The organism is Dehalococcoidia bacterium, assembly GCA_025054935.1.
In the GTDB taxonomy this organism is placed as follows: domain Bacteria; phylum Chloroflexota; class Dehalococcoidia; order SpSt-223; family SpSt-223; genus JANWZD01.
The window spans coordinates 89,492-103,310 of the sequence record JANWZD010000005.1; the positions used below are offsets into that span (position 1 = coordinate 89,492).

General features: G+C 68.6%; 16 protein-coding genes. 6 read left to right on the plus strand and 10 right to left on the minus strand.

Annotation, left to right across the window (positions count from 1 at the left end; translation table 11 throughout):
• The first annotated feature begins 17 nt into the window (after positions 1-17).
• Positions 18-722, plus strand: a complete 705-nt coding sequence (gene rpe, locus NZ773_07710; protein MCS6801812.1) for a ribulose-phosphate 3-epimerase — start codon at positions 18-20, stop codon at positions 720-722.
• A gap of 5 nt (positions 723-727) precedes the next feature.
• Here rpe and rpmB read toward each other — a convergent pair whose 3' ends face one another.
• The gene (gene rpmB, locus NZ773_07715; GenBank protein ID MCS6801813.1) at positions 728-919 is read right to left on the minus strand and encodes a 50S ribosomal protein L28; all 192 of its coding nucleotides are present in this window, start codon (positions 917-919) and stop codon (positions 728-730) included.
• Positions 920-1,019: 100 nt separating this feature from the next.
• Here rpmB and NZ773_07720 point away from each other — a divergent pair, with 100 nt between their 5' ends.
• From NZ773_07720 to NZ773_07730, 3 genes are all read left to right on the plus strand, one after another.
• Complete coding sequence (locus NZ773_07720; GenBank protein ID MCS6801814.1) at positions 1,020-1,415, plus strand: Asp23/Gls24 family envelope stress response protein; 396 nt, start codon at positions 1,020-1,022, stop codon at positions 1,413-1,415.
• A 392-nt stretch (positions 1,416-1,807) separates the two neighbouring features.
• Positions 1,808-2,143: a rhodanese-like domain-containing protein gene (locus tag NZ773_07725; protein ID MCS6801815.1), complete on the plus strand. Its 336-nt coding sequence runs from the start codon at positions 1,808-1,810 to the stop codon at positions 2,141-2,143.
• A gap of 161 nt (positions 2,144-2,304) precedes the next feature.
• The gene (locus NZ773_07730; protein ID MCS6801816.1) at positions 2,305-2,997 is read left to right on the plus strand and encodes a Uma2 family endonuclease; all 693 of its coding nucleotides are present in this window, start codon (positions 2,305-2,307) and stop codon (positions 2,995-2,997) included.
• On the opposite strand, the gene NZ773_07735 is transcribed toward NZ773_07730, so the two are convergent.
• Positions 2,994-3,848, minus strand: a complete 855-nt coding sequence (locus tag NZ773_07735; GenBank protein MCS6801817.1) for a phytoene/squalene synthase family protein — start codon at positions 3,846-3,848, stop codon at positions 2,994-2,996. The genes NZ773_07730 and NZ773_07735 overlap by 4 nt on opposite strands.
• Positions 3,849-3,938: 90 nt before the next feature.
• Positions 3,939-5,465 carry a phytoene desaturase family protein gene (gene crtI, locus NZ773_07740; protein MCS6801818.1) on the minus strand — a complete coding sequence of 509 codons (1,527 nt, stop codon included), beginning with the start codon at positions 5,463-5,465 and terminating at the stop codon, positions 3,939-3,941.
• 65 nt (positions 5,466-5,530) lie between these two features.
• Here crtI and NZ773_07745 point away from each other — a divergent pair, with 65 nt between their 5' ends.
• Positions 5,531-5,827, plus strand: coding sequence for a lycopene cyclase domain-containing protein (locus NZ773_07745; GenBank protein ID MCS6801819.1), 297 nt, complete (start codon positions 5,531-5,533; stop codon positions 5,825-5,827).
• Positions 5,824-6,204 (plus strand): lycopene cyclase domain-containing protein, encoded by a 381-nt coding sequence (locus tag NZ773_07750; GenBank protein MCS6801820.1) that lies wholly within the window; start codon positions 5,824-5,826, stop codon positions 6,202-6,204. Before NZ773_07745 ends, NZ773_07750 begins: the two co-directional genes overlap by 4 nt.
• Positions 6,205-7,103: 899 nt before the next feature.
• Here NZ773_07750 and NZ773_07755 read toward each other — a convergent pair.
• From NZ773_07755 to NZ773_07785, 7 genes are all read right to left on the minus strand, one after another.
• Positions 7,104-7,925, minus strand: coding sequence for an SDR family oxidoreductase (locus tag NZ773_07755; GenBank protein MCS6801821.1), 822 nt, complete (start codon positions 7,923-7,925; stop codon positions 7,104-7,106).
• Between the two features lie 27 nt (positions 7,926-7,952).
• Positions 7,953-8,744 carry an SDR family oxidoreductase gene (locus NZ773_07760; protein MCS6801822.1) on the minus strand — a complete coding sequence of 264 codons (792 nt, stop codon included), beginning with the start codon at positions 8,742-8,744 and terminating at the stop codon, positions 7,953-7,955.
• 458 nt (positions 8,745-9,202) lie between these two features.
• Complete coding sequence (locus NZ773_07765; protein MCS6801823.1) at positions 9,203-9,835, minus strand: hypothetical protein; 633 nt, start codon at positions 9,833-9,835, stop codon at positions 9,203-9,205.
• Entirely contained in the window at positions 9,832-10,458 is a 627-nt protein-coding gene (locus NZ773_07770) for a phosphate starvation-inducible protein PhoH (protein ID MCS6801824.1), read from the minus strand. Before NZ773_07770 ends, NZ773_07765 begins: the two co-directional genes overlap by 4 nt.
• Entirely contained in the window at positions 10,451-11,302 is an 852-nt protein-coding gene (locus tag NZ773_07775; GenBank protein ID MCS6801825.1) for an ABC transporter permease, read from the minus strand. The genes NZ773_07770 and NZ773_07775 overlap by 8 nt, the downstream gene beginning before the upstream one ends.
• Complete coding sequence (locus NZ773_07780; GenBank protein MCS6801826.1) at positions 11,289-12,248, minus strand: ABC transporter permease; 960 nt, start codon at positions 12,246-12,248, stop codon at positions 11,289-11,291. Before NZ773_07780 ends, NZ773_07775 begins: the two co-directional genes overlap by 14 nt.
• Positions 12,245-13,816, minus strand: coding sequence for an ABC transporter substrate-binding protein (locus tag NZ773_07785; protein ID MCS6801827.1), 1,572 nt, complete (start codon positions 13,814-13,816; stop codon positions 12,245-12,247). Before NZ773_07785 ends, NZ773_07780 begins: the two co-directional genes overlap by 4 nt.
• Positions 13,817-13,819 lie beyond the last annotated feature (3 nt).

Below are 13,819 nucleotides of genomic sequence, written 5' to 3' on the forward strand. Positions count from 1 at the left end.
GCGGCTATACTAGCGATGTGACCGGCTTCAAGATCGCGCCGTCCATCCTGTCCGCCGACTTCGCTCACCTCGCGCACGCCGTTGCGGAGGCCGAGGCGGGCGGCGCGGACTGGATCCATGTCGACGTGATGGACGGCCAGTTCGTTCCGAACATCACCATCGGCCCGCCCGTCGTCGCGGCGATCCGGCGGGTGACGCGCCTCCCGCTCGACGTCCACCTCATGATCGTTCAGCCGGAGCGCTATCTCGACGACTTCGCCGCCGCCGGCGCGGACCGACTAACGGTCCACGTTGAGGCGACCCCGCACGTTCATCGCGCCGTTCAGCAGATCCACGCTCTGGGCAAGCGCGCCGGCGTGGCGATCAACCCCGCGACCCCGGTAAGTGCGGTCGACGACCTTCTCGACGACGTCGACCTCGTGCTGGTGATGTCGGTCAACCCCGGGTTCGGGGGGCAGGCGTTCATTCCGCGGGCGCTCGACAAGCTGGCGCGCTGCCGGGCGATGATTGCGGCACGCGGCCGCGCGGTCGACCTAGAGGTGGACGGCGGGATCGGGCCGGATAATGCTGACCTCGTAGTGGCGGCCGGCGCGACGGTGCTCGTTGCTGGTTCAGCGGTCTATGGCACAGCAGACAGCGTTGCCGCTGCGATCGCAGCGATCCGGGCAGCGGGCGAGCGCGGCCGCCAGCGCGCTGCCCTCACCGTGGGGACGACCGGATGACGCGCTTAGCGGGTCGCCTGCTTGATCTGGGTGCGCAGGCATTGCGTGCAGACGCGCACCCGCTTCTTGACGCCGTCGACCACCATTCGCTTGCGCTGAATGTTGGCATGCCAGCGCCGGTTGGTGAGGCGGTGGGAATGGCTGACGTTGTGGCCGAACCCCGGCCCCTTGCCACACAAATCGCAGCGTCCTGCCATGGACGGACTCCTTTCGGACAACACCCCTCAGCGGAGCGCGCTCGAGCGCGATCCAGGAAAAACGAGCGCGGCCAAGCGCTCGTTAGCGAGGAATCGTAGCATGGCGGTCCCACCATCCTCAAGCGCTCCCGACGACCGCTCTCCCGCTGCGCCGCGTGGCTCTGTCGGCCTCTCGGCCAATGCTATCGCTGTCATTGCTGGCCGCGCCGCCATTGAGTGCTACGGCGTCGTCGGCATGGCGTCGCGCCGGCCGATCGATGGCATCGTACGCCTGCTCAATCGGTCGAATCTCAGCCGAGGCGTTGACGTGCGGATCGTCGACGATGTCATCGATATCGATCTCTATGTCATCGTCGAATATGGCACCAAGATCTCCGAGGTCGCGCATAACCTCCAGAGTGCGGTCAAGTTCGCCGTCGAGCGCGCGGTCGGGATGCCGGTCCGCTCGGTCAATGTCAACATCCAAGACCTCCACATCCCGCCGTCGCGCGAATAGCGCTCCTCCTCTGCCGTGCCGAACGCATCGTCCCGCGCTGTGCGCGCCGCGGGGCCTAGCTCGGCAGCAACCGCCCCGGCTTCGCCGCCATGGTCTAGCGAGGAGCGCGCTCCTGCCTGCCCCGTGCCGTCTCACGACAAGCGTCGCTACTGAGACGCCGGTCAACGAGGGGAGCGCCATTTGATAGTCGGGTGAAGAGCCGTTCAGCGCGCCTGCCCGCGCGCTCCAAGCTGCGGCAGCAGCGAACGTTGTCCCTAGGCGGGCCGCGCTCGCGAGCGCTGGGCGGCGGCAGAGGTTGACGCACTCCCTCCTTCGCTTCTAGACTGCCGAAAAGCGCGCTGTGCGCTCAAGGCTGAGGGCGCACGACTTCTGTGAGCGAGCGCGAGGACCCCATGGCGATCATTCAGCGTCCCGACGAACCGTTCTATCGTATCGACCCAGAAGACGCCAAGCAGCTTATCGACGAAGGCAAGCTGACGATCGTCGATGTGCGCGAGCCGAGCGAATACGCAGTCGACCATCTCGCGAACGCCGAGCTGATCCCGCTGAATACCTTTCTGCGCAACCCGGCGCGGGTGCAGGGCTCGGGAGTGCTGTTTGTCTGCGAGGTAGGGCAGCGAAGTGCGGTCGCAGCCGAAATGGCTGCCGCTGCCGGCGTTACCGAGGTGTACAACCTCGAAGGCGGGATGAGCGCCTGGCGCAGCAAGGGCTATCCTGTCGAAAAGTAGCGCTCCTCTCCGCGGAAACGCTCCCCGCCGGCCTGCCTGTTAATCCCGTGTCGGCCCGTCGGACACCCCGCGACGCGAGGCGCCGCAGGCGCGCACTCCTTCCGCTCCGCTAGCGGCCGCTGCAGGATGGCGCTACACTGGCGAGCGAAAGGACGGCGCTCATGACAACCAAGCTCACCACGATGCGAGGCGTCGACCCCCGCTATCCGATGAGCGACGGGGAGCCGATGGCCGACAACACGACCCAGCAGCGCTGGATCATGATGCTGATCGCCGAATTGCGCGACCTCTTCGCCGGGCAAGAGGTCTTCGTTGCCGGCGACCTGCTCTGGTATCCCATCGAAGGCGACCCCACTACCCGGATCGCGCCGGACGCGCTCGTCGCCTTCGGTCGGCCGCCGGGCGAGATGGGCGCCTACCTCCAGTGGGAAGAGGAAGGGGTCGCTCCCCAAGTCGTTTTCGAGGTGCTCTCGCCGAAAAACACGCGCGCCGAGATGGATCGCAAGCGCGCTGCCTACGAGCGCTACGGCGTCGAGGAGTATTACGAGATCGACCCCGACCGCCACACTGCGCGGGGCTGGGTCCGGCGTGCGGGCCGGTTGGAGGAGCTCCCGACGATTGATGGCTGGCGCAGTCCGCGCCTTGGCATCCGCTTCGAGGCGACAGCTGGGGGGCTGCGGCTGATCCGACCGGACGGGCGCGCCTTCCAGTTCGTTGAGGAGGCGCTCCGGGAGCGGGATGCGCTTGCTCGAGAGCGGGATGCCCTTGCCCAGGAGCGGGATGCCCTTGCCCAGGAGCGCGACCGGCTGGCGGCGAAGCTGCGCGAGCTCGGCATCGACCCGAGCGCCGTCTAACCGCCGGCGATTGCTACCCGCAGCGCCACAAGCGCTTTCTCCGCTGTCGATGTCGCAGCGCGGCGCTCGAAAACGTCGAACCGCTGCTGCTCGATCTTGGCGAGGATGCGCTCGTACAGCCGCCCAGCGATGAGGATAGGAAGGCGCGCTCGCCGGGGCAAGTGCCGAACGCCTGCGAGGCCGAGGGCGTACTCCTCGCGCGCGCGGCGTGCCTGCGCTTCCAGTACGGCGCGCAGCCCGGGCGAGAGCCGGCAGGCGAGAACATCTTCGCGGGTCACCTGCTGTTCGATGAGCGCGGTGTCCGGCAGGTAGACACGGCCTCGCAGCGCATCTTCCCGCACGTCGCGGACGATGTTTGTCCGCTGCATCGCTGTGCCGAGCGTGCCGGCGGCTTGGCGCGCCTCCTCAGTCGCTGCCCCTAGGAGCGCTGCCATCGCGACGCCGACGGTGCCTGCAACTTGGTAGCAGTACCGGCGCAGCGTCTCTTCGTCTGGAATGTGGGTCCGCTCGAGGTCGGACTCGCAGCCGTCGATCAGCTCGAAGAGCGGCGCGCGCGGCACGGGGCGGCGGCGGAAGACGTCGGCGAGCGCTTGGCGGACGGGGTCGTCATCGGGTTTCGGGTCGGCAAGCCAGCAGCGCCAATTCTCGAGGTGATGACGGACGACAGCGGGCGGCACGTCGAGCGGACGCTCGTCAACGAGGTCGTCGATCGTGCGGCAGAAGGCATAGAGGGCCGCTACGTCGTCGCGCACGTCGGCCGGGAAGAGGCGGGCGGCGAAGGCGAACGTCTTGGCTTTGCGCCGCATGAGTGCCCAGCAGAAGGCGAAGCTGTCGGCAGGCCGAGCATCCATGTTCGCTACCTCAAGTTGATAGGCCAACCAACCGTGCCGGGCTGCCTCACCAAGCGCGGTCGCTCTCGCGACAGGGAGGCGCAGCGCCGGCTAGGCGGCGGTGACGCGGGTAAGCTGCGGGGGCGCGGGAGGCGCGGGGTCCGCTGCCCAGTCACGGACGATCCGCTCCGCCGTCAACCGGGCGCTGAGCATCACCATCGGGATGCCGGTTCCGGGGCGGGTGCTGGCGCCGACGAAGTAGAGGTTGTCTACTCGCTCGGCTTTGTTGTCCGGCCGGAACCAGCCAACCTGCCAAAAGTCATGTCCCAGCCCAAAGGCCGCTCCGCGCGCCAGCCCGAAGCGGCGCGCCAAATCGAGCGGGGTCATTTCGTGCTGCACGATGATCCGCTGGCGGAGGTCTGGCATCCCGAACGCTTCAAGGCGGTCAAGGATCTGCTCGCGCAGCCGCGGCGTCTCGATGCGCCAGTCGGGCCCCTCGCCGGGCACGGGGACGAGGACGTAGAGCGCCTCGCAGCCCGGCGGCGCGATCGTCGGGTCGGTCCGCGCTGGCGCGTGAAGATAGAACGAGGGGTCGGCCGGAACGGTGTTCCGCACGAAGATGTCGTCGAAGTTGCGTTTCGGGTCGCCAGAGAGCACGACGTTATGGTGCAGCAGATGATCGTAGGTCCGGCTGACCCCGAGGTAGAGCAGGTACGCCGACGAGGTGTAGCGGAAGCGGTCGAGCTTGCGCTCGGAGAAGGAGCCGCGCGCTGCCGGCGGCAGCAGGTCGCGATAGGTGGTCGGCAGATCGACGTTCGAGACAACGATATCCGCTTGGAGCGGGATGCCGTGCACCGTCTCGGCGCCGGTTGCGAGGCCGTCCGCGACGTGGATGGCGCGGACCTTGCAGCCGGTGACAATCTTGACGCCCAGCTCCCGCGCTAGGCGTTCGAGCGCCTCGACGACGCGGTACATCCCCCCCCGCGCATACCAAATTCCTTCTGCCAGCTCCGTGTACGGCAGCAGGGCGTAGATCGCTGGGGCGTCGTGAGGAGAGATGCCGAGATACATGGTCTGGAAGGTGAAGGCGAGCTTCAGTCGCTCGTCGTCGAAGTAGCGGCCGACATGGTCGTAGAGGGAGCCAAGCGAATTGGTTTTCAGCACCTCGACCAGATTTGGCACGGTGGCGAACTCGGCGAAGGAGAAGAAGTTGCGCTCGACGAAGCGCTCGCGGGCGACGCGGTATTTATACGCGGCGTCGGCGAGATAGCCGAGCAGGCGCTCGCCGGGACGGTCGGTGAAACGCGCCAGCTCCTCGATCTGCGCAGCGAGATTGGCGGTCAGGTCGAGGTGCGTGCCGTCGGCGAAGTGAATGCGGTAGTTAGGCTCGAGCCGGACGAGCTCAACATAGTCGTCCAGCGTGCGGCCGGCAAAGGCGAAGAGCTCGCGGAGCACGTCCACCATCAGCAGCAGCGTCGGGCCGGTGTCGAAGGTGAAGCCGCGGTCGCGGATCACATTCGTCCGTCCGCCGACCCGCTCATCCTGCTCGACAATCGTGACGCGATAGCCGTGGCACTGCAGCCGAATGGCAAGCGCCAGTCCGCCAATGCCGCCGCCGATAATCAATACCTTGGTCATGCTGCTCCTACCCGTTGCTCGAGTCCATCGTACAATCGAGCGAAACTCGTTGCCTGGACGTGTCGGTGACCTACTTTCGCTTCCTTGCAGTCTTTTTGCTGCCCCCGATTGCCTTGTTCGGCTTGCTTGCGCGTCGTCGGCTTGATTGGCGGTTGCTCTGGACCCTCGGCGCGCTCTCGTCGGTTGCGGTCGCCTACACGACGCCATGGGACAACTTGATCGTGCTGAATGGCGTCTGGGACTGGGACCGCGCGAAGGTCGTCGGCCGGACGATCGGGGTAGTGCCGCTCGAGGAGTATTGCTTCTTCATCCTCCAGACGCTGGCGACGGGGCTGCTCGCCGGCTGGCTGGCTCGCCGGTGACGCGCCTCGGCGCCCGGCTCGGCCGCTGGACCTATCTCGCCTTCATCACTGTCTGGGCCATGCCGGTCATTCTCTTTCAATGGTGGTTCGCCGGGCGAGATCTTTGGGCGAAGCGCGGGCCCCTCGCGCTCGCCGTTGCGGCGGCGACGCTCTATCTCTCGGCGGCCGACGCAATCGCGATCGCCCGCGGCATTTGGCGAATCAACCCCGCGCGGACGGTCGGGCTGCGGCTCGGCCCGCTTCCCCTCGAAGAAGCGCTCTTCTTTTTGGTAACGAACGTCATGGTGGCGCAGACCATGGTGATGGTTGATGGACCGATCGCGAACCGCCGTCTCGCCCGCCTCGTTACTCTCCTACGACGATCTATACCCTCTTGAGTCAACCCTCCGCTCATCGCTGACCGGCCCAGCGAACCGCTGGGCTCGCCGCCTCCTGCGCTGGCATTCTCGCGAGCCCCTGGGGCCTCTCGGGAAGAAGCCGCATTCTGTTGCGGCGCCGCGCGGCGTGACCGCTGCGGCTATTGGTCGGTGGTCGGCTGCCGGAGCCCCGACCCCGCGGCTGTGCCCGCTCGGCCTTCTCGGCGGGCGTTGGTCGCGCTGCTGCCGGCGCGGGCAGAGCGCTCCGTTCGCACATTCCTGCTGAAAAATGCGCTCGTTCCTGCGCCGCGCGCTCCGCTTCGCGGCTCCCGAACCGAGAGGCGCACGCGCTCTCTCCGCGGCCGGCCCTATCGTTTGGCGGCGCGGTGCGCGTCATCCGTGAGCTAGCTGGCGGCGCGTCAGCGATGGGTGTCCTCATCCGATGGAGGGCGCTGCCGTCGGGGCGTCGGCGGCGTCATGCTTCCCTGCGCTCACCCTTGCCCGGGGCGGCATCGCGGCGTGCTGAGGCACAGGCTGCGCCGGCGAAAGCGCGCTGTGCCCCGCCGCGTTCCGGCAGGGAAGAGCCGCTCGCTCCAGCGGCGCGGCGCTGTCGCGAGGCCGGGCGCTCCCGGCGCGCCGGACGCAACGGCCGAGGGAGAGCGCGTCGGTTGGACCGCTCTCGCCAGCGCGCCGCCCTCATCTATCCTCGTTGCCTCTTCACCCCCGCAAGCTGCTGGCTGACCGCTCAGGGCAGATGACGCAGCGCCCCTGTCGGCGCCGCAGGCGGGCGGCTGCGGAAGAGGCAGCGGCTTCCCGCGCCAGCGCGCTCTTCTCCTCGGCCGGGGCGAATACCCGGTCCGTTTGCTGCATGTCCGCGCCGCTGTCTCTCCGCACAGCGGGAACGGCTGCCTGCGTGCGCGCTAGGCAGAGGCTGGGCGCGCTGCCCATGCCCGTCGGAACTCGGCGGCCGGGTCGGGAAACTCGCCGGAGCCGACCGGATCGGCAGGGTTCCAGTTCTTCGCCTCGAAGAACCCGCCGGTGACGTTCCGGGAGTCGTCGGACGCGAGGAAGATCGCCGGCGCGACCATCACCTCAGGCGGCAGGTGGCCGAGCCGCTTCAAGTGCTCCGGCATCTTGTTCGGTCCGAACAGATGAGTATCGACCATTCCGCCAGGCGACAAGCAGTTGACGCGGATGCCGCGCCGCTTCCCTTCTGCGGCTGCGATGTGGGTCAGAACGTCGACGCCGGCCTTGCTGGCCGCGTAGACGGCGTTGCCGGCGCTCGCTCGCCGGCCGGTTCCTGAGCCGATCATGATGATCGAGCCGCCCTCGCCCATTGCCGGCATCGCTGCTTTCAGCGTCAGAAACGCGCCGGTGAAGTTTGTCTCCATGATCGTCTGCCAAGTGGCGAGGTCGTAGCTCGTCAGGTCAGTGAAGTGCCGGCCCGAGACTGCCGGCCCGACCGCGGCGTTGACGACGAGGACATCCAGCTTGCCGAAGCGGCGCAGCGTCTCATCGACCATCGCCTGCAGCTGCTGGTCGTCGCGCACGTCCACTCGCGCGGTTGCTACCTCGCGCGCGCCGGCGGCGCGGCAGGCGTCTGCCACCCGCGCCAAGTCCTCCTCGCTGCGCGCGGTCAGCATCAGCGTCGCGCCTTCTGCAGCGAACCCGCGCGCCATCACTTCGCCGAGGCCGCGGCTTGCCCCGGTGATGACGATAACCTTCCCCTCAAGCTTGCCCATCACGCACTCCCGGAAGGAATTTGCCGGTCAGATCCCATGACGCGGCGGGCTGCCGGTGTCGGCGAGATAGTCGTTGAACCACTTGCCGTAGTAGCACTGGCCGGTGACATCGCGCGAGTCGTCCGAGGCGAGGAAGAGCGCTGCGGGGATGATGACACTCTCGTCGGCCATTGCCGGCATGAACTGGCGGTCGCGGACGGTGGCGAAAAAGTCGGTCTCGACGACAGCGCCGGGGCAGAGAGCGTTGACGCGGACCCCGCGCTCGCGCTGCTCCTCGGCAACGATGCGCGTCAGCGCGTCAAGCACCCATTTGCTCGCCACGTAGGCGCCGCCGCCGCCCATGCTGGCGAAGCGGGCGCTGATCGAGGTGATGTTGATCACCGAGCCGCCCGCGCCCATCTTCGGAAGCGCCGCCTTCATCACCAGAAACGGCCCTGTCAGGTTGGTGGCGATGATCGAGTCCCACTCGACGCGCTTGGTCTCGGCGAGCGTGGCGAGCGGCTGATGCGGGTTGTCGCGAAAGCCCGGCACGAATGGCCCGATGCCGGCGTTGTTCACTACGATGTCGAGATGCCCGAACTCGGCGAGCGTCCGCTCCACCATCGCGTTCACCTGCTCCTCGTCGGTGACATCGCAGGGGATCGCGATTGCGCGCGCGCCTGCCTCGCGGCAGAGGTGCGCCGTCTCCTCCAGCTTCTCGACGCGCCGCGCTGCCACCGCCACGTCCGCGCCTTCATGAGCAAACGCGATCGCCATCGCCTTGCCTAGTCCGCTGCTCGCGCCGGTCACCAGCGCAACTTTGCCATCTAAGCGACCCATCGGCTCCCTCCCACTACCAAGCCATTCTACCGCGATCGATAGACAAGCGGTATTGATGCTCGGGCGAGCGCGGCGTCGGCGTGATAGGCTGCCGCAAGGTCCGGCTCGCCGCGAAGCGGCAGCGCGAGGAGCGGTGTTCTCGTCCGGGTGGCCGGCGCCAAGCCCGAGGACGAGTCGTCCGTCCGCAAGCGAGTCGATCGCCGTCGCGCCATCGCCAGGCGGTCGGGGTGACGAAAGAAGAGGTTGGCGACCGCCGCGCCGACCCGCGCTGTCCGCGTGTCGACCGCAGGCGCTGCCAGCAGGCTGACGATGTCCAGCTGATATTCAGATCAGGACGACGTCGGTCGCGCCGCGCCCGTCGAGCTGCCGCGCAAGGTCAAGCAGCGCCCGGGGACGTGAGAAGCAGACCCCAAAGAACGCGAACCCCAGCCGGTGCAGCGGGAGCCTCCCGGTTTTGCTCAGGGTACAGCGCGGCGCGGCGGGCCGTCGTCGAGCAGGGCGGCGAGCCACGGGAAGAAGCCGTCGAGAAAGCGCTCAGTCGCCGGCATGAAATAGCCGCCGAAATGGAACATCGGATCGAGCGTCGTCACGATCAGCCGCCCGTTGGTCGAGACCGTGTCGTCATAGAAGATCGCCCCGCCGTCCTCGCTCGCGATCACCACCTCGGCGCCGGCCGGCGGGCGCAGCACGCCGTGAAAATGCCAAGTCACGTCGCGCTCGGTCAGGTAGCGAAAGAGGGAGTAGTCTGGCCGCGTGACGACGAGACCGCTCCGGCCACCCGGCTCGCGCCACCACCAGAAATTCGTCGGACGGTGCTCCCAGCGCACGCCGGGCAGGTAGGGCCGCGGCTGTTCGCCGAAGGCGACGACCGTGCCGCCGCGCTCGAGAAGGGCGAGCACGCGTGGCGCGGCGCGATGCAGAAAGCCGAGATGGAGGCGCTCCGGGATGAGCAGCGCCGCGACCCCGTCGAGGGGATCGTCCGGCAGCTCCGGCAGATAGATCAGCCGGTCGAGCCAGCGGCGGTATTTCGGCTCCGTGAGACTGCGATGGTGCTGCGCGCTTCCGCCATAAACGGCGGCGATCCCCATCATGTGATCCCCTCCCGCTGCTGCCGCTCGTATTCGGCGTCGATCCAGGCGAGGACGCGGGCGCCGAAAGTGGTCTCGCCCGCCGGCACGTCGAAGTAGCCGAACAGGTCGTTGCCGGAATGGACGAGCAGCGTCCCGCCGCTGCTGACGCGGTCGAGATAGAGCACCGGCGTGCCATCGTCGAACGCCAGCAGCGGCTCCGCGCCCGGCGGCGGCGGGTTGGAGCCGCGGGCGAAGAAGCCGGCCACACCGCGCCGGTAGACCAAATCGGCGAGGTTGACGCCATCGAAGAGCGGATGCGGCCGCAGCAGGCGCACCTCGTAGTCGGCGTGCGAGCGGATCTGGCGCGGGACAAAAGCGCTTCCGCCAGGCAGCCACGGCCGAAACAGGTGGCCGCTGAACAGCAGCACCCGGCCGCCGTCGAGAAATTGGCGGATGACGGCGCGCTGGGCATACAGCCACTCCTGGTCGCTGAAGGCGGGAATGATAAGGGCGCGGTAGGGCGTCAGGTCGGCGCGGTCGAGCGCATAGATGTCGATCGTCGCCAAGCGGCCAGCGAACCGCTCCGCCTGGCGGGAGCCCTCCGACGGGCCGTTGTCGAGGTCAAGCAGCAGCAGATCAGCCACGGGGTCGCTCCATCGTCAGCACGCTGGTCGCCCAGACGACGGCGACGATGGCGAGCGCCGGCGGGAGCACCCACCAGAGCCACGCGCCGCGGGCAAACAGCAGGGGATAGTTGAACGCCGTGCCGAGCATCGCGCCCCAGCTTTTTGCGCCCGGGTCGCCCAGCCCGAGAAACGCGAGGCTCGCCTCGGCGAAGATCGCAAAGCGCACGGTCAGCACGACTTTCGCCGCCAGCAGTCCGAACGTCGCCGGGATGACATGGCGGACGGCGACCCGGATTGGCGAGGCGCCCAGCGCCTCAGCGGCTTCGACATACGGCGCAGAGCGCACCTCGCGCACTGTCGCTTGGACGATGCGCCCGAACGCCGGCCAGGAAAGGAGCCCGAGCGTCAGGATGATCGTTGTCTGGCTCGGCCCGACGAGCGCCAGAATGAGAAGGTAGAGGGGGATGGCGGGCAGGGCAAGCAGGAGGTCGCCGAGGCTGGTCAGGGGCAGCGCGGCCCGGTCCCACAAGCCCGCCGTCACGCCGGCCAGCCAGGCGAGCGCCGTCGAGATCGCGGTCACTCCGATCGCGGCGACGAGGGTCGCCCGCGCCCCGATCAGCCACTCGCTCAGCACATCCTGCCCGACGTCATTCGTGCCGAGCAGCGCCCGCCCGCTGGGCGGCTGGAGCGGCCGTGCGATCGCAACCCGCGGGTCATGGGGAGCGAGCCAGGGACCGGCGAGGCCGAGGGCGACGAACCCTGCCAGCAGCGTCCACGCAGCGAGTGGCAGCCCCCACGCTTGCCAGCGGCGCGGCCTGCCGGCCGGCCGCGTCGGCCGCAGCGGCAGGCTAGCGAGCGCCATGGGGCCGGGTCAGTGCCAAGATCGCGTCCACCAGCGCCGTTGCGAGCACGATCGCCGCGCCCGAGAGGAGGAAGACCGCTTGGAGCACCGGGTAGTCACGCTCCCGGATCGCCTCGAAAGCGAGCAGCCCGATGCCCGGCACGCCATACACCCGCTCGATCACGATCGCGCCGCCGAGGACCGCCCCGAGCCGGAGCGCCAGCAGCGTCGCGATCGGCGGCAGCGCGTTGGGCAGAACATGGCGGACGACGATGGCGCGGTCGGGAAGCCCCTTAGCGCGGGCGACGGCGACGAAGGGCGCGCGCGCCGTCTCTGCCGTGCTGTGGCGCGTCAGCAGTAGGAAGACCGCGAACGAGCCGAGGGTGAGGGCGAGGTAGGGCAAGGTTAGGTGCCAGAGCGTATCGAGCAGGGCCGGGCCGCCCTCGTCGAAGGGTGACCGGCCGCCCGACAGGGGAAACCAGCGCAGGCCGACCGCAAAGACGAAAAGCAGCCCCATCCCCAGCAGAAAGTCGGGGATGGCTTCCGTCGAACTGGCGAAGAAGACGAGCGCGCGGTCGGCGGTTCCGCCTCGCCATGCCGCTGCAAGCCCGAGCGCAATCCCGAGCAGTGCCGCGCTGAGCGCCGCCGCGCCGACCAGCCCCAACGTCCACGGCAGGCGGGCCGCGATCAGGTCGCGCACCGGCTGGCGTTTGGCATACGACCAGCCGAGGTCACCGCGCCCGAGCATCGCCAGATAGACCGTGAACTGGCCCCAGAGGTCGCGGTCCAGCCCGTAGTAGCGGCGCAGGTTCTCGCGCGCCCCGGCCGAGAGCGGCGCCAGCCCTGATTCCTGCTCGCCCGCCGCCAGCGCGTCGAGCGGGTCGCCCGGCAGCAGCCGCGGGATGAGAAAGTTCAGCAGGATGACCGCCGCCAGCAGCGCCGCCGTCCGCGCCGCGAGCCGGATCATCCGCGCCGGAGGAAGGCGAGCTTGTTGTGGGGGAACGGGATCCCGTTCATCAGCCCGCCCCAGGTCGTCATCGGCGCGAAGACGGTCCGGTCATAGGCCCAGTAGAAGCGGCGGTGATAGAGCACGATCGTCGGCAGTTCCTCGGCCAGCAGCTCCTGCATCCGGTTGACGATCGCGCGCCGCTGCCGCTCGTCGACCGTCGCCGCCGAGTCCCGCGCCAAGCGATCGAACTCGGCGTTGTTGAAGATGGATCCTTGGGCGAAGTCGTTCGCTTCCTCGCCGGCGTACCAGCGCCGCAGAAAGTCTGGGTCGCCGCCGACCCCGATATGCGCCACCTGAGCGAGCTGGAAGTTGCCTTCGCGCAAGAGCGCGGTCCGCGTCGCGCTGTCGACCCGCTTGATGACGAGGGTGATGCCGACCGCTTGGAGCATCGGCGCAATCAGGTCCGGCTCGCGGTTGGCCGGGTCGGTCAGCAGTTCGATCGTCAGTTGCTCGCCGCGCAGGAGGGCGCGCGCCGCCGCCGGGTCATAGGGATACTGGCGGACGTTCGGGTTGTACCACGGCGAGCTTGGCGGCACGACGCCCGCGTTGCCGACGATCGGCGCCCCTTTGGTCGCCACCTCGGCGATCGTCGCGCGGTCGATGGCGTACATCAGCGCTTGGCGCACCTCGCGGCGGTTGAGCGGCGCGCGCTCGGTGTTCACCGCTAGCCGGACGATCGAGAGCGGGTCGGTCTCGTGGACCGCGATGCGGGGGTCGCCGCGGAAGATCTCGGCGATCCCGGCATCGGCGGAGTTGATCAGGTCGACACGGCCTTGCTGGAGAGCGAGGACCCGCGTATCGGTCGGGATGTTGAGCGATTGGAACTCGCCGACGACGACCTCGCCGCGGAAGTACCGCCGGTTAGCGATCAGCCGGTAGCTGCCCTCGGCGGGCCGGTAGTCGGCGAGGATAAAGGGGCCGCTGCCAACCGACGCGTTTTCGCTGTCATAGGTGCGCGGGTCGCTTACCGTCTCCCACACGTGCTTGGGAATGACCGGCACGACCCCGGCGATGTCTTCGAGGAAGGCGGCGTAGGGGCGCTTCAGGACAATCGCCACCTCGGACGGCGAGGTCGCCTCGGCGCGCGCGACCATCTCGGTCGCCATCCAGCGGTAGGGGAAGCGGCTGTAGAAGTCGAACGTGAAGGCGACATCTGCCGCGGTGAGCGGCCGCCCGTCGTGCCACTCGACATTCGGCGCGAGGGTGAACGTATAGGTGGTGGCGTCCGGGCCGATGGTCCAGCGCGTGGCGAGCCACGGGATGATGCCGGCCTCGTCTTTCCACGTGAGAGTGTCGTAGATGAGCGAGATCAGCGTCGCCCCGCCCGGGCCGGCGGTGCTGACGCGGAAGGGGGTGAGCACGCCGGCATCGGCCCACGCGAGGCGGACGCGCTCGGCGCGAACGGCGGTGGCGGCTGGCCGCGGCTGGGCGACGGCGGCCGCTGGCGCGGGGGCCGGTGCTGCAGGCGCTTGGCACGCCGTCAGCATGAGGACCGTGCCCAGCAGAGCGTGACGAAGGGATGACATCGA

Excerpts from the sequence above, each read along its gene's own strand:
- rpmB (MCS6801813.1), bottom strand. The coding sequence starts at position 919 with ATGGCAGGACGCTGCGATTTGTGTGGCAAGGGGCCGGGGTTCGGCCAC.
- NZ773_07720 (MCS6801814.1), top strand. The coding sequence starts at position 1,020 with ATGGCGGTCCCACCATCCTCAAGCGCTCCCGACGACCGCTCTCCCGCT.
- NZ773_07725 (MCS6801815.1), top strand. The coding sequence starts at position 1,808 with ATGGCGATCATTCAGCGTCCCGACGAACCGTTCTATCGTATCGACCCA.
- NZ773_07730 (MCS6801816.1), top strand. The coding sequence starts at position 2,305 with ATGACAACCAAGCTCACCACGATGCGAGGCGTCGACCCCCGCTATCCG.
- NZ773_07735 (MCS6801817.1), bottom strand. The coding sequence starts at position 3,848 with ATGGATGCTCGGCCTGCCGACAGCTTCGCCTTCTGCTGGGCACTCATG.
- crtI (MCS6801818.1), bottom strand. The coding sequence starts at position 5,465 with ATGACCAAGGTATTGATTATCGGCGGCGGCATTGGCGGACTGGCGCTT.
- NZ773_07755 (MCS6801821.1), bottom strand. The coding sequence starts at position 7,925 with ATGGGCAAGCTTGAGGGGAAGGTTATCGTCATCACCGGGGCAAGCCGC.
- NZ773_07760 (MCS6801822.1), bottom strand. The coding sequence starts at position 8,744 with ATGGGTCGCTTAGATGGCAAAGTTGCGCTGGTGACCGGCGCGAGCAGC.
- NZ773_07765 (MCS6801823.1), bottom strand. The coding sequence starts at position 9,835 with ATGATGGGGATCGCCGCCGTTTATGGCGGAAGCGCGCAGCACCATCGC.
- NZ773_07775 (MCS6801825.1), bottom strand. The coding sequence starts at position 11,302 with ATGGCGCTCGCTAGCCTGCCGCTGCGGCCGACGCGGCCGGCCGGCAGG.
- NZ773_07780 (MCS6801826.1), bottom strand. The coding sequence starts at position 12,248 with ATGATCCGGCTCGCGGCGCGGACGGCGGCGCTGCTGGCGGCGGTCATC.
- NZ773_07785 (MCS6801827.1), bottom strand. The coding sequence starts at position 13,816 with ATGTCATCCCTTCGTCACGCTCTGCTGGGCACGGTCCTCATGCTGACG.